This window comes from Pseudomonas sp. GGS8, assembly GCF_024168645.1.
In the GTDB taxonomy this organism is placed as follows: Bacteria; Pseudomonadota; Gammaproteobacteria; order Pseudomonadales; family Pseudomonadaceae; genus Aquipseudomonas.
In genome coordinates this window covers 2720248-2741571 of sequence record NZ_JALJWF010000001.1, presented here as the reverse complement: position 1 = coordinate 2741571, position 21324 = coordinate 2720248, and the positions used below count along the sequence as shown (strand labels likewise).

Annotated in this window: 20 protein-coding genes; 9 read left to right on the top strand and 11 right to left on the bottom strand. The window is 60.3% G+C overall.

The window, feature by feature from the left end; all coding sequences use genetic code 11:
• Nucleotides 1–128 precede the first annotated feature (128 nt).
• The 4 genes from J3D54_RS12245 to lnt are packed head-to-tail and all read left to right on the top strand — an operon-like array spanning nt 129 to nt 4004.
• Nucleotides 129–1133 carry a PhoH family protein gene (locus tag J3D54_RS12245; RefSeq protein WP_253418366.1) on the top strand — a complete coding sequence of 335 codons (1005 nt, stop codon included), beginning with the start codon at nt 129–131 and terminating at the stop codon, nt 1131–1133.
• On the top strand, nt 1126–1620 hold the full coding sequence (ybeY, locus tag J3D54_RS12240) for an rRNA maturation RNase YbeY (protein ID WP_253418364.1): 495 nt from the start codon (nt 1126–1128) through the stop codon (nt 1618–1620). The genes J3D54_RS12245 and ybeY overlap by 8 nt, the downstream gene beginning before the upstream one ends.
• 5 nt (nt 1621–1625) lie before the next feature.
• Nucleotides 1626–2465 carry an HlyC/CorC family transporter gene (locus tag J3D54_RS12235; protein WP_007909641.1) on the top strand — a complete coding sequence of 280 codons (840 nt, stop codon included), beginning with the start codon at nt 1626–1628 and terminating at the stop codon, nt 2463–2465.
• A gap of 15 nt (nt 2466–2480) precedes the next feature.
• Nucleotides 2481–4004, top strand: a complete 1524-nt coding sequence (lnt, locus tag J3D54_RS12230; protein ID WP_253418362.1) for an apolipoprotein N-acyltransferase — start codon at nt 2481–2483, stop codon at nt 4002–4004.
• A 34-nt stretch (nt 4005–4038) separates the two neighbouring features.
• Here the strand turns inward: lnt and J3D54_RS12225 are convergent, their stop codons facing one another.
• Both J3D54_RS12225 and J3D54_RS12220 read right to left on the bottom strand, forming a co-directional pair.
• Complete coding sequence (locus J3D54_RS12225; RefSeq protein ID WP_253418360.1) at nt 4039–4818, bottom strand: YdcF family protein; 780 nt, start codon at nt 4816–4818, stop codon at nt 4039–4041.
• 106 nt (nt 4819–4924) lie between these two features.
• The gene (locus J3D54_RS12220) at nt 4925–5245 is read right to left on the bottom strand and encodes a hypothetical protein (RefSeq protein WP_253418357.1); all 321 of its coding nucleotides are present in this window, start codon (nt 5243–5245) and stop codon (nt 4925–4927) included.
• A 280-nt stretch (nt 5246–5525) separates the two neighbouring features.
• Here J3D54_RS12220 and leuS point away from each other — a divergent pair, with 280 nt between their 5' ends.
• The 5 genes from leuS to J3D54_RS12195 all read left to right on the top strand — a co-directional run bounded on the left by leuS (nt 5526) and on the right by J3D54_RS12195 (nt 11709).
• Nucleotides 5526–8132, top strand: a complete 2607-nt coding sequence (gene leuS / locus J3D54_RS12215; protein WP_253418354.1) for a leucine--tRNA ligase — start codon at nt 5526–5528, stop codon at nt 8130–8132.
• A gap of 90 nt (nt 8133–8222) precedes the next feature.
• The gene (lptE, locus tag J3D54_RS12210; protein WP_253418351.1) at nt 8223–8828 is read left to right on the top strand and encodes an LPS assembly lipoprotein LptE; all 606 of its coding nucleotides are present in this window, start codon (nt 8223–8225) and stop codon (nt 8826–8828) included.
• A 39-nt stretch (nt 8829–8867) separates the two neighbouring features.
• Complete coding sequence (holA, locus tag J3D54_RS12205) at nt 8868–9905, top strand: DNA polymerase III subunit delta (RefSeq protein ID WP_253418348.1); 1038 nt, start codon at nt 8868–8870, stop codon at nt 9903–9905.
• Nucleotides 9906–10159: 254 nt separating this feature from the next.
• Nucleotides 10160–10324, top strand: a complete 165-nt coding sequence (arfA, locus tag J3D54_RS12200; RefSeq protein WP_003176285.1) for an alternative ribosome rescue factor ArfA — start codon at nt 10160–10162, stop codon at nt 10322–10324.
• 62 nt (nt 10325–10386) lie between these two features.
• Nucleotides 10387–11709: a lytic murein transglycosylase gene (locus J3D54_RS12195; protein ID WP_253418344.1), complete on the top strand. Its 1323-nt coding sequence runs from the start codon at nt 10387–10389 to the stop codon at nt 11707–11709.
• A 48-nt stretch (nt 11710–11757) separates the two neighbouring features.
• Here the strand turns inward: J3D54_RS12195 and J3D54_RS12190 are convergent, their stop codons facing one another.
• From J3D54_RS12190 to mrdA, 9 genes are all read right to left on the bottom strand, one after another.
• On the bottom strand, nt 11758–12708 hold the full coding sequence (locus tag J3D54_RS12190) for an LD-carboxypeptidase (RefSeq protein WP_253418341.1): 951 nt from the start codon (nt 12706–12708) through the stop codon (nt 11758–11760).
• Between the two features lie 174 nt (nt 12709–12882).
• Entirely contained in the window at nt 12883–13881 is a 999-nt protein-coding gene (gene lipA, locus J3D54_RS12185) for a lipoyl synthase (RefSeq protein WP_162130334.1), read from the bottom strand.
• Nucleotides 13882–13906: 25 nt separating this feature from the next.
• Complete coding sequence (lipB, locus tag J3D54_RS12180) at nt 13907–14554, bottom strand: lipoyl(octanoyl) transferase LipB (RefSeq protein ID WP_253418338.1); 648 nt, start codon at nt 14552–14554, stop codon at nt 13907–13909.
• Nucleotides 14554–14829 carry a DUF493 domain-containing protein gene (locus tag J3D54_RS12175; protein WP_247254612.1) on the bottom strand — a complete coding sequence of 92 codons (276 nt, stop codon included), beginning with the start codon at nt 14827–14829 and terminating at the stop codon, nt 14554–14556. Before J3D54_RS12175 ends, lipB begins: the two co-directional genes overlap by 1 nt.
• A gap of 83 nt (nt 14830–14912) precedes the next feature.
• Entirely contained in the window at nt 14913–16070 is a 1158-nt protein-coding gene (locus J3D54_RS12170; RefSeq protein ID WP_253418336.1) for a D-alanyl-D-alanine carboxypeptidase family protein, read from the bottom strand.
• A gap of 182 nt (nt 16071–16252) precedes the next feature.
• Nucleotides 16253–17263: a septal ring lytic transglycosylase RlpA family protein gene (locus tag J3D54_RS12165; protein WP_253418332.1), complete on the bottom strand. Its 1011-nt coding sequence runs from the start codon at nt 17261–17263 to the stop codon at nt 16253–16255.
• The gene (mltB, locus tag J3D54_RS12160; RefSeq protein WP_253418329.1) at nt 17263–18273 is read right to left on the bottom strand and encodes a lytic murein transglycosylase B; all 1011 of its coding nucleotides are present in this window, start codon (nt 18271–18273) and stop codon (nt 17263–17265) included. The genes J3D54_RS12165 and mltB overlap by 1 nt, the downstream gene beginning before the upstream one ends.
• A 17-nt stretch (nt 18274–18290) precedes the next feature.
• Complete coding sequence (rodA, locus tag J3D54_RS12155; RefSeq protein WP_253426592.1) at nt 18291–19394, bottom strand: rod shape-determining protein RodA; 1104 nt, start codon at nt 19392–19394, stop codon at nt 18291–18293.
• 31 nt (nt 19395–19425) lie between these two features.
• Nucleotides 19426–21321, bottom strand: coding sequence for a penicillin-binding protein 2 (mrdA, locus tag J3D54_RS12150; RefSeq protein ID WP_253418326.1), 1896 nt, complete (start codon nt 21319–21321; stop codon nt 19426–19428).
• Between the last annotated feature and the right edge of the window lie 3 nt (nt 21322–21324).

Here is a 21324-nt window from a genome sequence, read left to right as displayed (position 1 = left end):
GAACGGGGGCAAGCCCCCTCGCCACAGATTAAGCGTCAACCTGCATCTTATTTAAGAGCTTTCGCACCCAGGCGACTGGCGTTATCCTTTATTTCATCAATATTGCCCCAGGGCGGCTAAATACGACCTTGAACGCACCCATAGAACCACATCGCTTCATCCTCGAGCCTTTTGAAGCTCGCCGCTTCGCCAATCTGTGCGGGCAATTCGATGAGCATCTGCGCTTGATCGAACAGCGCCTGACCATCGAGATCCGCAACCGCGGAAACCAGTTCGAATTGATCGGCGAGCCCAAGCACACCACCTCCGCGGAAAACCTCCTGCGCCGCCTGTACCGGGAAACCAAGGGTACCGAGCTGTCGCCGGACATGGTTCACCTGTTCCTTCAGGAATCGGCCGTCGAGGAACTGGACAACCACTCCCCCGCCGAACCGTCCGTCGCCTTGCGCACCAAAAAAGGCATGATTCGCCCTCGCGGCTTGAATCAACTGCGCTACGTGAAGGAAATCCTCGGTAATGATATCAACTTCGGCATCGGCCCCGCCGGTACCGGCAAGACCTATCTGGCTGTTGCCTGTGCGGTAGACGCACTGGAGCGCGAACAGATTCGTCGCATTCTGTTGGTGCGTCCGGCGGTTGAAGCCGGTGAAAAACTCGGCTTCCTGCCCGGCGACCTGTCGCAAAAAATCGACCCGTACCTGCGCCCGCTCTATGACGCGCTCTACGAAATGCTCGGTTTCGAATACGTCGCCAAGCTGATCGAGCGTCAGGTGATCGAAGTCGCACCGCTGGCCTACATGCGCGGTCGCACGCTGAACAACAGCTTCATCATCCTCGACGAAAGCCAGAACACCACCGTCGAACAGATGAAGATGTTCCTGACCCGGATCGGCTTTGGCTCCACGGCGGTCATCACCGGTGACATCACCCAGGTCGACCTGCCACGCGGCACCAAGTCCGGGCTGCATCATGTGATCGAAGTGCTCAAGGACGTTCCGGGCATCAGCTTCACCCACTTCCAACCCAAGGACGTAGTGCGCCATCCGCTGGTGCAACGCATTGTCGAGGCGTACGAGCGCTTCGAAAATCGCGCTGCCGATGTCGCGCCAAAGGACACCCCACGCGATGCTTGAGCTTGATCTGCAACTGGCCAGCGACGCACCTGCCCCGAGTGAAGCCGAGTTCCGTCAATGGTGCGAACTGGCCCTGCGCCAACGCACCGCCGACTCCGAGCTGACCATTCGCCTGGTCGATGAAGAAGAAGGCCGCGAACTGAATCGCACCTGGCGGCAGAAGGATTACGCCACCAATGTGCTGTCATTCCCGGCCGACGTGCCGGACGAGTTGCTGGATATCCCGTTACTGGGAGATCTGGTGATCTGCGTGGCCGTGGTCGAACGCGAAGCCGCCGAACAAGGCAAGGCACTCAACGCCCATTGGGCGCATCTGGTCATTCACGGCTGCTTGCATCTGCTTGGTTACGACCATATAGATGATGACGAAGCCGAAGAAATGGAAGCACTGGAACGAACGTTGCTTGCAGAACTGGGTCATCCGGACCCTTATGCGGACGACGAAACAGACACATCCCCTATCGTTACAACAAAGGATTCAGAGTAATCGCTATGAGCGAAGATCGATCGAGCAACGGGCAGAAGTCATGGTTGGGTAAGCTCACCCAGGCTTTTGCCCACGAGCCGAAGAACCGCCAGGAGCTGCTGGAGCTGCTGCGTGATGCACACCAAAACAAGTTGCTGGACAGCGAAGCGCTGGCCATCGTCGAAGGCGCCATCCAGGTTGCAGACCTGCAAGTACGGGACATCATGGTCCCGCGCTCGCAGATGATCAGCATCAAGGCGACCCAGACACCTCGCGAGTTCCTGCCCGCCGTGGTCGACTCGGCCCATTCCCGCTATCCGGTGATCGGCGAAAGCCACGATGACGTGATGGGCGTGTTGCTGGCCAAGGACTTGCTGCCGTTGATCCTCAAGGAGAACGGCGACAGCTTCAACATCAAGGACCTGCTGCGCCCGGCCACCTTCGTGCCCGAGTCCAAGCGCCTGAATGTGCTGCTGCGCGAGTTCCGCGCCAATCATAACCACATGGCCATCGTCATTGACGAATACGGCGGCGTGGCTGGCCTGGTGACCATCGAAGACGTGCTCGAACAGATCGTCGGTGACATCGAAGATGAGCATGACGTCGAAGAAGACAGCTACATCAAGCCGCTGCCCAGCGGTGACTTCCTGATCAAGGCCCTGACGCCGATCGAGAACTTCAACGAGTTCTTCGACAGCGAATTCTCCGACGACGAATTCGACACCGTCGGCGGTCTTGTGATGAGCGCGTTCGGGCACTTGCCAAAACGCAACGAAATCACTGAAATCGGCGCCTATCGCTTCCGCATCCTGAACGCCGACAGCCGTCGGATTCATTTGCTGCGTTTGACACCAATCGCCCGGTAAAAATTAAGGAAAGAAATGCGCTGGATGACCCGCCCCGGCTGGCCCGGTAACCTGCTGGCCGTGGCGGCCGGTGCACTCACCACCCTGGCCCTGGCGCCATTCGATATCTGGCCGTTGGCATTGCTGGCGGTCGGTTTCTTTTACGCCGGTTTGCGCGAACTGAGCCCCCGTCAGGCCCTGGGCCGTGGCTGGTGTTTCGGTTTCGGCCTGTTTGCCGGCGGAACCAGCTGGATCTACTACAGCATTCACAACTTCGGCGGCGCATCTGTACTGCTGGCCGGGTTCTTGATGCTGCTCTTCACCGCAGCGATTGCCTGGTTCTTCGCCCTGCCCGCCTGGATTTGGGCGCGCTGGCTGCGCCGTAACGAAGCGCCGCTGGCCGATGCTCTGGCGTTTGCGGCGTTATGGGTAGGTCAGGAAGCTTTTCGCGGCTGGTTCCTCACCGGTTTCCCGTGGCTCTATTCCGGTTACAGCCAGCTCGACGGCCCATTGGCCGGGCTCGCGCCGGTCGGCGGGATATGGCTGATTTCCTTCGCGCTGGCCCTGACCGCCGCGTTGATCTACAACGCACCGCGCCTGATTCGCAGCGCTCGCAAAGGCTTTATTGCCGCAGGCGTGTTGCTGCTGGCCGGCCCGTGGGTGATCGGCATGGCGCTCAAGGAGCATGCCTGGACCAGCCCTTCGGGTGCGCCGCTAAGCGTCGCGGCGATTCAGGGCAACATCGAACAAGGCATGAAATGGGACCCGTCGCAGATCAACGCGCAGTTGGCGCTGTACCGCGACATGAGTTTCAGCTCCAAAACCGTCGACCTGCTGATCTGGCCAGAAACGGCGATCCCGGTGCTCAAGGAGTCCGCCGAGGGTTACCTGAACATGATGGGCAGTTTCGCTGCAGAGCGTAAATCCGCACTGATTACCGGTGTGCCGATTCGCCAGGAAGTCCGTCACGAGAAGCGTTACTTCAACGGCATTACCGTGGTCGGTGAAGGCGATGGCACTTACCTGAAGCAGAAACTGGTGCCATTCGGCGAATACGTTCCGTTGCAGGAAGTCTTGCGCGGCCTGATCGCGTTCTTCGACCTGCCGATGTCCGACTTTGCCCGTGGACCGGCCGATCAACCACTGCTGCAGGCCAAGGGTTATCAGATTGCGCCGTACATCTGTTATGAAGTGGTCTACCCGGAATTCGCCGCCGGCCTCGCCGCCCGCAGCGATTTGCTGCTGACCATCAGTAACGACACCTGGTTCGGCACCTCGATCGGCCCGCTGCAACACTTGCAGATGGCGCAGATGCGCGCACTAGAAGCCGGCCGCTGGATGATCCGCGCCACCAACAATGGCGTGACCGGTCTGATCAACCCGTTCGGCCAGATCACCACCCGGATCCCGCAGTTCGAACGCGGCATTCTGTACGGCGAAGTGGTGCCAATGCATAACCTGACGCCGTATCTGCAATGGCGTTCGTGGCCGTTGATCATCATTTGCGTGCTGTTGTTTGGCTGGGCGTTGATGGCCAACCGGATGGCGAAGACCGTTTAACTCAGGCCTGGTGATCATTCCCCCGTGGGAATGATCACTCCTCAACGGGCTCGCCTCGATAGAACATCCAATACCCGACCTGCCCCACGGCCTCATTCATCAACTGCCCCGATTGCCAGATCGATTTGAATTCCGGCATCCAGCCACCCAGTGGTCGGGCATTGTCCACGCCTAAAAACCCCACCGGCGCCGGCACCACCTCAAATCCGGCCTGCTCAAAGCTCCAGACCGCCCGCGGCATATGCCACGCCTGAGTCACGACCACCACCCGTTTGATCCCTTGCGGTAACAACACCTGGGCGCTGAACTGCGCGTTTTCCCAGGTTGTGCGGCTGCGCCCTTCCTGCCAGCGCACCGTCACGCCGAAATCATCGAGCAACGAATCCGCCATCAGCTGCGCTTCAGTCGGCGGTGTACCGTAATGCAGGCCACCGCTGGTCAGAATCGGCAAGCTGGAAGCCTTGGCCAGACGCGCGGCATAACGCTCGCGCCCAAGACCTACGCCGGTGGGCTGGTCGACGCCCCAGGCCAGGTCGCCACGCTCACGCCCGGAACCCAGCACCACGATCGCGTCGGCACGCTGGCCCAAGGTGGCCCATTCCTCACGCACGAGCGGCGGCTCGCGCTCCAGAACCCTGGCACTCCACTCCACCATGACTGGCAGGCTCATCAACCAGAAGCCGCCCACGCCCATAGCGAAGCACGCTCCCGCCAGCCTGGGCCTTGAGCGGCGCCACCACCAGGCGAGCACCAGTAACAGCAAAAGAACGCCAGGAGGCAATAGAAGTTGTTTAATGAAATAACGAAAAGGCATCGGGCATCTCCATAGATGCCCGAAGCCTAAGTGGGTTGACGCAATGCGACAACAAATGCGGAAGGACTTTGTTTCAAAAAACCATTTGGCATGGTTTCAAGTGCCCTTACTTGAACTGCAGAGACCGGGCCTTTACCGCGCCTCCGCCGGGTGCCTTATCCTTGAGCCAGATGATCTCGGCCGTACGTGGTGCCTCGAGTTGCGTCACTGCTGCTGACAAGCATCCGTGCGTTTCACGTTCACTGCGCTCCAGATAGGCCTTGACCAGTTCAAACTCTGCGGGGGTCAAACCACGCAGCTCCAGCTCCTGGGGACGCTCGTCGCGAAGCCGTCCAGCGGTTTTGGCCGCGTCCAGGGCCATTGCGAGACGGTCGATCAGTCTTTCGTACAGCTCCGGTTTTGCAGCTTTTTGCTGTGAATCAACCATCCATCACCTCATTGAAGATAAGACTCACTCCCCTTTTAGAGCTTAGCTTCGCTGAAAAAACCGGCTGAGCGCCGCGACCAACGGCCCTCGGGGCGGAAATTGGCCGCGCCCGTGCGTGTAATCAGGGTTTCCCTCGGTAGAGTGCCGTCATGTATGCTACGGCGCTTCCTGTAACTCCACTTCCAGCTCGCCTGGGCACCGAAACGCCGATTTGGCGTCATCACCGTCCAGCGTTGCATTGAAGAGGATTAGGCCACCCCTATTCAGTTCAAAAGTAGCCATGCACGAACAATATCAGCCCCGTGAAATCGAAGCCGCCGCCCAGTCGTTCTGGGACGAGCAAAAGTCCTTTGAAGTCAGTGAACAGCCAGGCAAGGAGACTTTCTACTGCCTGTCGATGTTCCCTTACCCCAGCGGCAAGCTACACATGGGGCACGTGCGCAACTACACCATCGGCGACGTGATCTCCCGCTATCAGCGCATGCAAGGCAAGAACGTCCTGCAACCCATGGGTTGGGACGCCTTCGGCATGCCGGCAGAAAACGCCGCGATGAAAAACAACGTAGCGCCCGCCAAGTGGACCTACGAAAACATCGCCTACATGAAAAGCCAGCTGCGCAGTCTGGGCCTGGCGGTGGACTGGTCGCGCGAAGTGACCACCTGCAAGCCCGATTACTACCGCTGGGAACAATGGCTGTTCACTCGCCTGTTCGAAAAAGGCGTGATTTACAAAAAAAGCGGCACCGTGAACTGGGACCCGGTCGACCAGACCGTTCTGGCCAACGAGCAAGTGATCGACGGTCGCGGCTGGCGTTCCGGCGCGCTGATCGAAAAGCGCGAAATCCCGATGTACTACTTCAAGATCACCGCTTACGCGGATGAGCTGCTGGAGAGCCTCGACGAACTGACTGGCTGGCCTGAACAGGTCAAGACCATGCAGCGCAACTGGATCGGCAAATCCCGCGGCATGGAAGTGCAGTTCCCGTACGACGTCGCCTCCATCGGCGAACCCGGCGCGCTGAAAGTCTTCACTACCCGTCCGGACACCCTGATGGGCGCGACCTACGTTGCCGTGGCCGCCGAACACCACCTGGCCGCCCTGGCCGCGCAGAACAACCCTGAGCTGCAAGCATTCATCGCTGAATGCAAGGGCGGCAGCGTCGCTGAAGCCGACGTCGCCACCCAAGAGAAAAAAGGCCTGCCGACCTCGCTGTTCGTCGAGCACCCGCTGACCGGTGAGAAACTCCCGGTGTGGGTCGCCAACTATGTGCTGATGCACTACGGTGATGGCGCGGTCATGGCGGTTCCCGCGCATGACGAGCGTGATTTTGAATTCGCCACCAAGTACAACCTGCCGATCAAGTCCGTGGTGCGCACAAGCTCAGGTGACACCAACCCTGCCCCGTGGCAGGACGCCTACGGCGAACACGGCACGCTGATCAACTCCGGCGAGTTCGACGGCCTCGACTTCGCTGGCGCGTTCGACGCCATTGAAGTTGCGCTGATCAAGAAAAACCTCGGCGCCTCACGCACCCAGTTCCGCCTGCGCGACTGGGGCATCAGCCGTCAACGCTACTGGGGCTGCCCGATCCCGATCATCCACTGCGATACTTGCGGTGATGTGCCAGTCCCGGAAGATCAACTGCCCGTGGTGCTGCCGGAAGACGTCGTACCCGATGGCGCTGGTTCGCCATTGGCACGCATGCCCGAGTTCTACGAGTGCACTTGCCCGAAATGCGGCGCACCGGCCAAGCGTGAAACCGACACCATGGACACCTTCGTCGAGTCCTCGTGGTACTACGCCCGTTACGCCTCGCCGCACTTTGAAGGTGGCCTGGTGGAAAAATCGGCGGCCGACCACTGGTTGCCGGTGGATCAGTACATCGGCGGCATCGAACACGCGATTCTTCACCTGCTCTACGCGCGCTTCTTCCACAAGCTGATGCGCGACGAAGGCCTGGTGAGCTCCAACGAGCCGTTCAAGAACCTGCTGACCCAAGGCATGGTAATCGCCGAGACTTACTACCGTCGCGAAGCCAATGGTGCCTACACCTGGTTCAATCCGGCGGACGTCGAACTCGAACGCGACAGCAAGGCCAAGGTCATCAGCGCCAAGCTGATCGCAGACGGCCTGCCGGTGGAAATCGGCGGCACCGAGAAGATGGCCAAGTCGAAGAACAACGGCGTCGATCCACAGTCGATGATTGACCAGTTCGGCGCAGACACCTGCCGTCTGTTCATGATGTTCGCCTCGCCGCCCGACATGAGCGCGGAATGGTCCGATTCCGGCGTAGAAGGTTCACACCGTTTCCTCAAGCGCGTCTGGCGCCTGGCGCAAGCGCACGTCACTCAGGGCCTGCCGGGCAAACTGGACGTCGCCAGCCTGAACGACGAGCAGAAAGCCATTCGGCGTTCGATTCACCAGGCCATCAAGCAGGCGAGCCACGACGTCGGCCAGAACCACAAATTCAACACCGCCATCGCCCAGGTGATGACGCTGATGAACGTACTGGAAAAAGCCCCGCAAGGCACCGAACAGGATCGCGCGCTGACTCACGAAGGTCTGGAAACCGTGACTCTGCTGCTGGCCCCGATCACCCCGCACATCAGCCACGAGCTGTGGCATCGCCTGGGCCACGCCGATCCGGTCATCGATGCCGGTTGGCCGGTGCTGGACGAAAGCGCCTTGGTACAGGACAGCCTGCAACTGGTCATTCAAGTGAATGGCAAGCTGCGCGGCCACATCGAAATGCCGGCCAGCGCCAGCCGCGAAGAAGTCGAAGCCGCTGCACGGGCTAACGAAAACGTCCTGCGCTTCGTCGATGGCCTGACTATTCGCAAAGTGATCGTAGTGCCCGGGAAACTGGTCAATATCGTCGCCAGCTAACAATTGGATCGGGCGTCAGGTGAGCCTGGCGCCGAGTAAAACCTTTCGGGCCGGTTGACCGGCCCACATGGTTTCAAGGGGAGCAACAAGATGATCAAACGCAATTTGCTGGTGATGGGCCTTGCAGTCCTGCTGAGCGCCTGCGGTTTCCACCTGCGTGGCACCGGTACCACCGAACTGGCGATCAAGGAACTCGACCTGAGCGCCCGCAATGCTTACGGCGAAACCGTGACACAATTGCGTCAGATTCTGGAAAGCAGCGGCGTCAGGGTCTACACCGGCGCACCTTACAAACTGGTGCTGACCGATGAGCAGGAAAGCCAGCGTATCCTCAGCTATGCCGGTGCCGGTCGTACTGGCGAGTACCAGGTGAACACCGTGCTCAATTACGACATCCGTGGTCAGGGTGACCTGCCACTGCTGAGCGACAAGCTTGAAGTGCAGAAGGTGTTCATCCACGATGGCAACAACCTGGTAGGTTCCGACCAGGAAGCCAACGATGCCCGCCGCGAGATTCGTCGTGAGCTGGTTCAACGCATGATGCTGCGTCTGCAACAGCTCACCCCGACTCAGTTGGAACAGCTGCAACAGACCGCCGACGCCCGGGCCAAGGCTGAAGCCGCCGCGCTGGAAGCAGCGCAGAAGGCTGAAGCGGAGACTCCGCGTCAGTCGCCTGTCGAACTGCCGCATCAGTAAGACTTACGGGGCGCTCAGGCGCCCCGTTCGCCTCTTCTTATGAAACTCGCCCCCGCCCAACTCGGCAAACACCTGCAAGGCGCTCTTGCGCCGGTCTACATCATCAGTGGCGATGACCCATTGCTGTGCCAGGAAGCCGCCGACGCCATTCGCGCCGCTGCTCGCCAACAAGGTTTCGATGAACGTCAGGTATTCACCGCCGACGCCAGTTTCGACTGGGGTACGCTGCTGCAGGCTGGCGCAAGCATGTCGCTGTTCGCCGAAAAACGCCTTCTGGAACTGCGCCTGCCCTCCGGCAAACCTGGTGACAAAGGCGCCGCCGCACTGATCGAGTACTGCTCGCGCCCGGCAGAAGACACGCTGCTGCTGATCAGCTTGCCCAAGCTTGATGGCAGTGCGCAGAAAACCAAGTGGGGCAAGGCGCTGGTCGAAGGTCCGCAAACCCAGTTCGTGCAGATCTGGCCCGTGGACACCAACCAGTTGCCGAGCTGGATTCGTCAACGACTGTCCCAGGCCGGGCTTTCCGCCAGCCAGGACGCTGTCGAACTGATCGCCGCCCGGGTCGAAGGCAACTTGCTGGCTGCCGCCCAGGAAATCGAAAAGCTCAAGCTGATGGCCGAAGGTGGTCAGATCACCGTCGAAACCGTGCAAGCGGCGGTGGCCGATAGCGCGCGCTTCGATGTTTTCGGCTTGACCGATGCGATCCTCAACGGCGAAGCCGCTCATGCCCTGCGTATGCTCGAAGGGCTGCGCGGCGAAGGCGTCGAACCGCCGGTGATTCTTTGGGCGCTGGCCCGTGAACTGCGCCTGCTGGCCAACCTGTCGCTGCAATACAGCCAGGGCGTGCCGCTGGACAAAGCCTTCAGCCAGGCCCGACCACCGGTCTGGGACAAACGCAAACCGCTGATGAGCAAGGCACTGCAACGCTACTCGGCGCAACGCTGGGCGCAATTGCTGCTTGAAGCACAGCGTATCGACGCGCAGATCAAAGGCCAGGCGGCGGGCTCACCGTGGATGAGCTTGAGCCGGTTGACGTTGTTGATGGCTGGGCAAAGATTGTCGTTGCCTGCCGAATAACCTGTTTTCCAGCCTGCACCAACCTCTGTGGCGAGGGAGCTTGCTCCCGCTGGGTTGCGAAGCGACCCCGAAACCAGACACCGCGACGCTTCAGGTAATCCGTGTTCACCGGTTTTACGACTGCTGCACAGCCGAACGGGAGCAAGCTCCCTCGCCACAGGTCATCATTTCCTACACATCCTAGGGACTAGACAGAACCCCAACTTCGGCCGATGATTTGCTCCGCAAAATCCACTCACTTGCGAGAGATCATCATGAGCAAAAAGCCATCCAAGCATGGCCCCAACAAGGCCAAGTCCATCATCGCCCAGCCACTGTTCCGCAGCCGTCAGGAGCGAGCCGGCAAGGGCAAAGGCAGCTACCGCCGCGAAGCCTTCCAGTCTAATAGCTGGGAGGCTTCTTACTTTCTGGCGGCCTGAAAGGCAAGCCATCGCTCAACATGTTAAGGTCTGCACCTGATTCGTATCCTCTGGACCTGTGCATGCCCCTTTGTCTTTCCCGTCGTTGGCACCTTCGCCAATTGATAGCTGCCTCCAGCCTCGTTCTGCTTGTCGCCTGCGCGGAAAAACCCACCGCCGCCGACGCCCAGCCGCTTCAGACCCGCACCGTTGCCACGGCCCCTGCGGTCATTCCGCCGGTGGTTCCGACCGGTGAGAATCTCGACATCCAACCCACCCAGACCTTTGCCGAATGGCAGGCGGGTTTTCGCAAAGACGCCCTCGACGCCGGCATTCGCGCCGACCTGTTCGACCGCGTCTTTGCCAATGTCAGCGTGGACGCCAGCGTGATCAGTGCTGACCGCAGCCAACCCGAATTTACTCGCCCGGTGTGGGAATACCTCGATGGCGCGTTGTCACCGCTGCGGGTGCGCAAAGGTCAGGCACTGGTCAACCAGTACGCCGATATCCTGCAAAGCATCGAACAGCGCTACGGCGTCGACCGCCAGGCACTGGTCGCGGTGTGGGGCATGGAGAGTAACTTCGGTCAGTTCCAGGGCAACAAGTCAGTCATCAACTCCCTGGCAACCCTGGCTTATGAAGGTCGACGCCCAGGCTTTGCCCATGCGCAGTTGATCGCGGCCCTGCAAATCCTGCAACAGGGCGATATTGAACCCGAGAAAATGCTCGGTTCCTGGGCTGGCGCCATGGGCCAGACCCAGTTCATCCCGACCACCTACAACACCCACGCCGTAGACTTCGACGGCGATGGCCGCCGTGACATCTGGAACAGCGCCGCGGATGCACTGGCCTCGACCGCGCACTACCTGCAAAGCTCTGGCTGGCAGAAAGGCCAGCCGTGGGGCTTCGAAGTACAACTGCCGAGTGGCTTCAACTACGTCCTGGCCGATGGCGCGATTCGCAAAAGCGTCGCCGAGTGGCAGCAACTGGGGGTCACCCTGCCCAATGGTGGCCAGGTTCCGGTGGGTTCCGAACACCTGTCGGCCGCCCTGCTCCTGCCGGCAGGCTATCGCGGCCCGGCATTCCTGATCTTCGATAACTTCCGCGCAATCCTCAAGTACAACAACTCTTCGTCCTACGCCTTGGGCGTGAGCCTGTTGTCTGAGCGTATCAATGGCGGTGGCCTGATCAATGGTCTATGGCCAAAAGATGACTTGCCGCTGAGCCGTACCGAGCGAATCGAGCTGCAAAACCTGCTGAGCGCCCGGAACTACGACGCCGGCACCGCTGACGGCATCATCGGCGCCAATACCCGTAAAGCAATCCGCAGCGCGCAGCAGTCGTTTGGCTGGCCGGCGGATGGGTATCCGACGCACAAGTTGCTCGAAGGTTTGCGTAACCGCTAAAAGCATCGCGGGCTTGCCCGCGAAGACTGGCTGGCAGGCAATAACGATCTAACGCTTGATCACCACATCCTGCTCCAGCACCAACGTCTTGTTCCCCGCATCCAGCCTGACTAACGCGCCCATGGGCAAAGTCAGGTTCGGGTCGCAATGCCCGCTGCGCCACCCCGCCAGCACGGGTATGCGCAACGATGCGAAGGTCTGCTTGAGCAAGCCCTCCAGCGCGATTGTGTCCACTCCCGCCACATCCCCCACCAGAACCCCGCGCAACTTGTGCAGCGTGCCGGCCAGACGCAAATGGGTCAGCAGCCGATCGATGCGATACAGCGGCTCGTTGATGTCTTCGATGAACAGGATGGCGCCCTCGGCATCGATCTCGTAAGGCGTGCCCATGGTCGCGGCGATCATCGACAGATTGCCCCCCAGCAAACGTCCATGAGCGATGCCTGGCGAGAGGGTCGTCAATGGATAAGCCACCGGGTGCGCCAGCACGCTGTCCGCCGTCACCTGCCCGCGCAACAGGTTGAAAAACGAGGACTCGGTGGGTTTCTGCTTGTCACCCAGCAGATCGGCATTGAGCATCGGGCCGTGAAACGTCACGAAACCCGCATAACGGCTGATTGCCAGATGCAGTGCAGTGATGTCGCTATAGCCGATGAACGGCTTGGCGTTGTTGCGCAGTAATTCGAAATCGATACGATCGAGCAAACGCGGCGAACCGTAACCGCCACGCAAACAGATGATGGCGTCGACTTCGCTGTCGGCAAATGCCGCGTGCAAGTCATTGAGCCGCACATCGTCGCTGCCGGCCAGGTAGCCGTCTTTCTCGTAAACGCCGGGGAATACTCGCAGCGAATAGCCGCGAGCACGCATCCAGGCAATCGCTTTATCAGTGTCCAGGGCAGCAGGGCCGGCAGGCGCAATGACGCCGATCAGCCCAGCAGGCGGCAAGGCCGGAACAGGGACGTGAGGACAAAGGGTGTGGGTCGGTCGAGCAGTCATCCATGATTCTCCCTGTATGAACGCTTCAGCACACAGTAGTCAGGAACGGGAATAAACAAAAGAGGGTCGGTCGCACCACGGCTTGCAGGAAAAGACTGAAGAGGATGTGGGCACCGCCAATGAAAACGCCCGCAAGGCTTAACCTTGCGGGCGTGTTCTTTTCTCAGCGCGGAATCAGGACGACATCAATTCGGCCTTGACCAGCTTCGCCTGCTCGTCGGCGTGGTACGAGGAGCGTACCAGCGGACCGGAAGCGACGTTCTTGAAGCCCATCTTGTAGCCTTCCTCGGCGAACCAGGCGAAGGTGTCCGGGTGCACGAAGCGCTGGACCGGCAAGTGGCTGCGGGACGGTTGCAGGTACTGACCCAGGGTCAGCATGTCGATGTCGTGTTCGCGCATGCGCTTCATGACTTCGATGACTTCTTCGTCGGTTTCGCCCAGGCCCAGCATCAGGCCGGACTTGGTTGGAATGTGCGGCATCATCTGCTTGAAGCGTTGCAGCAGGGTCAGCGACCACTGGTAATCCGACCCCGGACGCGCAGCCTTGTACAGGCGCGGCACGGTTTCCAGGTTGTGGTTGAACACATCCGGCGGCTCGGCGGCGGTGATTTCCAGCGCGATGTCCATGCGACCACGGTAGTCCGGGACCAGGGTCTCGAGCTGTACGTTCGGCGACAGTTTGCGGATTTCGCGGATGCAGTCGGCAAAGTGCTGGGCACCGCCGTCACGCAGGTCGTCGCGGTCTACCGAGGTGATGACCACGTATTTCAGTTTCAGGTCGGCGATGGCAATGGCCAGGCTTTCCGGCTCGTTCACGTCCAGCGGCTTCGGACGGCCGTGACCAACGTCGCAAAACGGGCAACGACGGGTGCAGATGTCGCCCATGATCATGAAAGTCGCGGTGCCACCAGAGAAGCACTCACCCAGGTTCGGGCAGGATGCTTCTTCGCAAACGCTGTGCAGCTTGTGTTTGCGCAGCAGGGCCTTGATGCGGTCGACCTCCGGGGAAACCGGGATGCGCACGCGAATCCAGTCGGGTTTCTTCGGCAGTTCGGTGGTCGGGATGATCTTCACCGGGATGCGTGCAACCTTCTCGGCGCCGCGCAGCTTGACGCCGGCTTCAACCTTGGCACGCGGGGCCGGACGTTCGGTGACATCGAGCGTCGGGATCATGGTTTGCACTGCATCAGTAGTCATATCAATCGATTCCGCCCGTTAGGGTCGTCTGCTCAGCATAGTCGAGGTGTTTGACGAGCTGCGCGCGCAGCCGGGCACTTACCTCGGCAAATTCAATCGGTCCTGCGTGATCGCGCAGCTGGGTCATCGCCAGCCCGGCATAGCCGCAGGGATTAATCCGTCGAAACGGTTCCAGGTTCATATCCACGTTCAGGGCCAGGCCATGAAAGGAACAACCGTGGCGGATCCGCAGACCCAAGGACGCGATTTTCGCGCCATCGACATAGACACCCGGTGCATCCGGTTTGGCGGATGCGGTCACGCCGTAACTGGCCAGCAACTCGATCAGGCACTGCTCCATGCGGCTGACCAGGTCACGCACGCCGAACCCCAGCTTGCGGACATCCAGCAACAGGTAGGCCACCAATTGGCCCGGACCGTGGTAAGTCACCTGACCACCGCGATCGACCTGCACCACCGGAATATCCCCGGGCAGCAACAGGTGCTCAGCCTTGCCGGCCTGGCCCTGGGTGAACACCGGTGGGTGTTCCACCAGCCAGATCTCGTCGGCGGCATCGATGCCGCGTTCGTTGGTGAAGCGTTGCATGGCATGCCAGACTGGCTCGTAAGCCATCTGGCCGAGTTCGCGAAAGCCCAGCGTGCCAGGCATCACAGCACCATGTGCACGAAGCCGGTAGCCCGCAGTTCGCTGTTGATGTTGTACAGCTGGTCCTGGTCGGTGGCAACGATGTGCAACTGAATCGTGGTGTACTTGCCGTTGGTGCTTTGGCGCTCATCAACGCGCTCATCGTTGATCGTCGCGTGTTTCTTGACGATCTCGATGATCTTGTCTTTGTTGCCTACACCCGTATCGCTGATCACCTTAACCGGGTAATCAACGTTGGGAAATTCGATCTTAGGTGCCTTTACTTCGGTATCGGTCATGGCGTAACGGCCTCGTAAGCGTAAGCCGTGGCGACAGCATGGCCCCGCGCCGGATCAGCGCGGGGCCATGCAGGTGCACACTATCAGTTGAACAAGCCGTAGAAGAATAGACGGATGCTATCCCACATGCGGCGGAAGATACCACCCTCGTCGACCGCGTCCAGAGCGATCAGGTCGGCACTGTGCACCACTTTGTCGTCCAGTTTCACTTCAACTTTACCGATCACGTCGCCCTTGGCGATAGGCGCAACCAGTTGCGGGTTCATGGTCATGCTGGCAGCAAGCTTTTTCAGCTGGCCTTTGGGCAAGGTCATGGTCAGGTCTTCAGCCAGGCCGGCCTTGACTTGATTGGTGGTGCCTTTCCAGACAGGTGCCTGAGCCAGCTCGGCGCCTTTCTGATAGAAGGTCTGGGTTTCGAAGAAACGGAAACCGTAGGTCAGCAGCTTCTGGGTTTCAGCGGCGCGGGCCACTTCGCTGTTGGTACCGAACACCACGGCGATCAGGCGCATGCCATCACGTACGGCCGAAGACACCATGCAGTAGCCGGCTTCGTCGGTGTGACCGGTTTTCAGGCCGTCGACAGTCTTGTCGCGCCACAGCAGCAGGTTGCGGTTAGGCTGCTTGATGCCGTTCCAGAAGAACTCTTTCTGCGAGTAGATCGCGTAGTGAGCCGGGTCTTCGTGGATGATCGCGCGAGCCAGCACGGCCATGTCGTGAGCCGACGAGTAGTGCTCCGGGTTCGGCAGGCCGGTCGGGTTCATGAAGTGGCTATTGGTCATGCCCAGATCAGCAACGGTTTTGTTCATCAGGTCGGCGAATGCGTCTTCGCTGCCGGCGATGTGCTCGGAGAGCGCAACACTGGCGTCGTTGCCCGACTGAATGATGATGCCGTGCAGCAAGTCGCTGACGGTGACTTGCGAGCCGACCTTGATGAACATCCGCGAACCGCCGGTACGCCAGGCGTTCTCGCTGACGGTCACCGGATCGTTTTCGCCGATCTGGCCACGACGGATTTCCAGGGTCGCGATGTACGCGGTCATCAGCTTGGTCAGGCTGGCCGGCGGCAGACGCTGGTCACCGTTGTTCTCTACCAGCACGTTGCCGCTGCTGGCGTCCATGAGTACGTAGGCTTTGGCGGCCAGTTGCGGTGGCGACGGCATCATCTCGACCGCGAAAGCCGCGGGTGAGAGAAGCAGCGGGACTAGCAGGCACAGGCGTTTGGCAAAGGTGGTGATGTTCATCCGTCTCTCGAAATCGCTAATGGAAACTGCCCTAGGGCAAAACTAATCAGACAACTTTTTTAAAAGCTGTCACGTGTTCAGTTGCTCACTCTGTAACCCTTGCCGGGCTTTTGTTCTTCAACGAGCCAACAACCCGGTTCGCCCCCCAAACCGCAAGCGAACCGTCAATCAGGTACTACGTGTTACTCGGCGGTGACCAGGCTCGGCGAACCGAGATTGGCCAGCCGCACGCTGTTCTGCACTTGCTGGATTTCACCTGGAGAGCCGATCGGCCCCATGCGCACCCGATGCAGTGTCTGTTGGTTACGCACGATCGAGCTGATGAACACCGGAGCGCTCACCATCCCGCTGAGCTTCGATCTCAGGAGTTCTGCAGCGTCCGGGTTGGCGAACGCGCCCACCTGCAGATACTGGCCAGAGGCTGGTACAGAAGCGTTTTTTTTTGCATCGATCTGCACAGGTACAACGGCCGCGGCGTGTTGCTGCGGCGGTGGGGTCCATTGCTCGACGGTGCCAGTGGAGGCAGTCACGGTCGGCGCGGCATTTTGCGCCACTTGCGGCTCGTTGAGCATCAACGGTGCCGGACGACCTTTCTGCGCCCACCATTCTTGCGGGTCGATGCCTTCGACCTTGACCCGCGCCGTGCCGATTTCAGCGTAGCCGAGCTTCTTGGCGGCCGCGTAGGACAAGTCGATGATCCGGTCCGAATAGAACGGCCCACGGTCATTGACCCGCAGAATCACCGTCTTGTTGTTGTCCAGGTTGGTCACCCGAACGTAACTTGGCAATGGCAAGGTCTTGTGGGCGGCACTCATGCCATACAGGTCATACACCTCGCCGTTGGCGGTGTTCTGGCCATGGAACTTGGTGCCATACCAGGACGCCGTGCCCGAAGCGACGTAACGCTTGGACTCTTGCAGTGGGAAGTAGGTCTTGCCCAGCACGGTGTACGGGTTGGCTTTATAAGGACCGCTGTGCAGGGTCGGCGTGGCATCCGGGATGCGCGATACGTCGACGTCCCACCAGGGTGCGCCATCCTTGTGAGCCCGGTTGATGTCCAGGCCTGGGGCCGAACGAACGGCGGTAGAGGACTTCTGAATCGGCGAGCGGCTGGTCGAACAACTGGCGACCAACACCGTCAACGCGGCGAATGCCATGAGCTTCAGGGGTTTATTCATAGGCAATGCCCGCATTACTTGACGCCCCGTGCTTGGACCAGCTGTTCAGACAGTTGATGTACAGCCATGGCGTACATCACGCTGCGGTTATAACGCGTGATCGCGTAAAAATTCGTCAGGCCCATCCAGTATTCGGGGCCATTGTCACCTTCCAGGCGGAAAGCCGTGACCGGCATATCATCGCGCAGCGCATCATGACTCGACCAGCCCAGCGCCCGCAACTCCCCGACGGTTTTCGTCGGCTCGATGCCGTCGGTCAGCCCGTCGTCCACCTGATCGCCGCGCACATCGGCACGGCTGACCACAGGTTCGCCGGCGACCCAGCCGTGTTGCTTGAAATAACTGGCGACGCTGCCGATGGCATCATCGGCGTTGGTCCAGATATTTATGTGGCCGTCACCGTCGAAATCCACGGCATAGGCGCGAAAACTGCTCGGCATGAACTGCGGCAACCCCATGGCCCCGGCGTAGGAGCCTTTGAGGGTCAGCGGGTCGACCTGCTCTTCACGGGCCAGCAGCAGGAATTCGCGCAATTCCTTGCGGAAGAAATCGGCACGGGGAGGATAGTCGAAACCCAGGGTCGACAAGGCGTCGATCACCCGATAATTACCAGTATTGCGACCAAAAAAGGTCTCGACGCCGATGATCGAAACGATCACCTGCGCCGGCACGCCGTATTCCTGCTCGGCGCGGGCCAGTACCGCCTCGTGCTGACGCCAGAAGTCCACGCCACGGGCGATACGCGCGTCGGTGATGAACATCGGGCGATATTCTTTCCACTGCTTGACGCGTTCGGCGGGTTTGGAGATCGCGTCCAGAATCGACTGTTTGCGCTCGGCTTCGCGGAACACGCCCATCAGCTGTTCACCGGCAAAGCCGTAGTCGCGGGTCATTTCACCGACGAACTCGGCCACCTGAGGTGAACCTTCGTAATCACCGGCCAATGCTTCCTGCACGGAACCAAGGATGCCCACCAGGCCGACCCACGGTGCGTATCGAGTCGCCCAGCCACGCATTACTTGCATTGAAATCTTCACCTTATTCAAACCTGTGCGATCCACTTACGATGGGTATGGATCGACATCAAAACCCCAAACGCTGACAGCAGCGTCACCAGCGAAGTTCCTCCGTAGCTAATGAACGGCAACGGCACCCCCACCACCGGCAACAGGCCACTGACCATACCGATGTTGACGAAAACGTAAACAAAAAACGTCATGGTCAGGCTGCCCGCGAGCAATTTGCCGAACAATGTCTGAGCCTGGGCGGTAATCACCAGTCCGCGACCGATCAACAACAGGTAAATCAGCAACAATGCGCAGATCCCCACCAGGCCGAACTCTTCACCCAGCACCGCAATAATGAAGTCGGTGTGGCTTTCCGGCAGGAAGTCCAGGTGCGACTGGGTGCCGAGCAACCAGCCTTTGCCGAAGACGCCGCCGGACCCGATGGCCGCTTTCGACTGAATAATGTTCCAGCCCGTGCCCAGCGGATCACTCTCGGGGTCGAGGAAGGTCAGGATTCGCTGCTTTTGATAGTCGTGCATGATGAAGAACCACATGCCGACCGCCACCGGCACCGCCGCGGCAATCACGCTGAGAATCCAGCGCCAGCGCAGGCCGCCCATGAACAGAACGAACGCGCCACCGGCGAGAATAAGCAAAGAAGTCCCGAGGTCGGGCTGGCGCACGATCAAGATGAACGGCAACCCGATCAGAAACAGACTGACACCTACATGCTTGAGCTGCGGCGGCAAGGTGCGTTTGGACAGGTACCAGGCGATGGTCGCCGGCATCAGGATCTTCATGAATTCCGAGGGCTGGAAGCGGATCACCCCGGGAATGTTGATCCAGCGCGTGGCGCCCATGGCGTTGTGGCCCATGACATCCACGACGACCAGCAACAGCACGCCAAACACATAACCGACCGGCACCCAGCGGGCCATGAAGCGCGGTTCGAACTGGGCGATGACGATCATCGATACCAGGCCGATGCCGAAGGAAGTGGCTTGCTTGGCCAGCAGATCCCAGCTCTTGCCGCTGGCCGAATACAGCACGAACAGGCTGCCAGCGGCGAGGGTCAGCAGCAGGATCAGCAACGGGCCGTCGATGTGCAGGCGTTGCAACAGCGTCGCACGGCGACGCATCACATCCTCGCTGGAGAGCATGCGATCGAAATTATTCTTCACGGGCCGTAGCCTCCGCACTGATAGGGCTGGCGTATTCGGCTTTCAGTCGGCCGTCCTGGTCCAGGAGCCAGGCGTCCATCACTTGACGCACCACCGGCGCAGCGACGCCGGAGCCGGACTCGCCGTTCTCGACCATCACCGACACCACGATTTTCGGGTTATCGGCCGGTGCGAAGCCGACGAACAAGGCGTGGTCGCGATGGCGCTCCTGCACCTTGGAGCGGTCGTACTTCTCGCCCTGCTTGATCGCAACCACCTGGGCCGTACCACTTTTGCCGGCGATTCGGTATTGCGCGCCGATCGATGCCTTGCGCGCCGTACCACGGGCACCGTGCATCACCTGCTGCATGCCATGATTGACCTTGGTCCAGTCCGACGGGTCGCGCAGGATAATGTCCGGCATCGGATTTTCATCCTTCGGCTTCTCGCCCTCGATGGTCTTGGCCAGGTGTGGACGATTCCAGACACCCTTGTTGGCCACCAGCGCCGTGGCCTGGGCCAGTTGCAACGGTGTGGACTGCATGTAGCCCTGCCCGATTCCCAGAATCAGCGTCTCGCCCGGGAACCATGCCTGACGACGGGTCGCGCGCTTCCATTCCCGTGTCGGCATCAGCCCCGGTGACTCTTCGAACATGTCGAGGGAGACCTTCTGGCCAATGCCGAATTTGCTCAGGTAGGACGACAACCGATCAATCCCCAGCTTGTGGGCCAGGTCATAGAAGTAGGTGTCGTTGGAACGCATGATCGCCGTGTCGAGATCGACAAAGCCGTCACCGGTACGGTTCCAGTTGCGGTACTTGTGATCGTAGTTGGGCAGCATGTAGTAACCCGGGTCGAACACCCGGGTCGATGCCGTGACCACGCCCGCATCCAGGCCGGCAATCGCCACCGCCGGCTTGATGGTCGAACCCGGCGGATACAGACCGCGCAGCACGCGGTTGAACAGTGGCCGGTCGATGGAGTCACGCAGCTCGGAGTAGGCCTTGAAACTGATGCCCGTGACGAACAGGTTCGGGTCGAAGCTCGGCTGGCTGACCATCGCCAGCACTTCACCGGTCGCCGGATCCAGCGCCACAACCGCGCCACGACGACCGCCAAGCGCGGCTTCGGCGGCTTCCTGCAATTTGATGTCCAGGCTCAGGACGATGTCCTTGCCGGAAATCGGCTCGGTACGTTTGAGCACTCGCAGCACGCGGCCACGGGCGTTGGTCTCGACTTCTTCGTAACCGACCTGACCGTGCAACTCCGGCTCGTAGAAGCGCTCGATGCCGGTTTTGCCGATTTGATGGGTGCCGCTGTAACTCACCGGATCAAGAGACTTGAGTTCTTTCTCGTTGATCCGCCCCATGTAACCCACCGAGTGCGCAAAATGCGCGCCCTGCGGGTAATGCCGCACCAGCTGCGCGACCACTTCCACACCGGGCAGACGGAACTGGTTCACCGCGATGCGGGCGATCTGCTCTTCGGTCAACTCGAACAGGATCGGCACCGGCTCGAACGGCCGACGCCCCTGACGCATGCGTTTCTCGAAGATCACCCGATCCTCGGGCGTCAGCTCCAGCACTTCGACGATCACGTCGAGCACTTGCTGCCAGTCGCCGGAGCGTTCGCGGGTCATGCTCAGGCTGAAGCTGGGCCGATTGTCGGCCACCACCACGCCATTGCGGTCGTAGATCAGCCCGCGAGTCGGCGGAATCGGCTGCACATGGACGCGGTTGTTTTCCGACAGGGTCGAGTGGTACTCGTACTGGATCACCTGAAGGAAATACAGCCGCGCGATCAGCACGCCGATCAGCGTCACCACCGTAATTGCCCCGAACACGACGCGGCCACGCACCAGACGGGCGTCTTTTTCGTGGTCCTTGATGCGGATCGGCTGGGACATGAG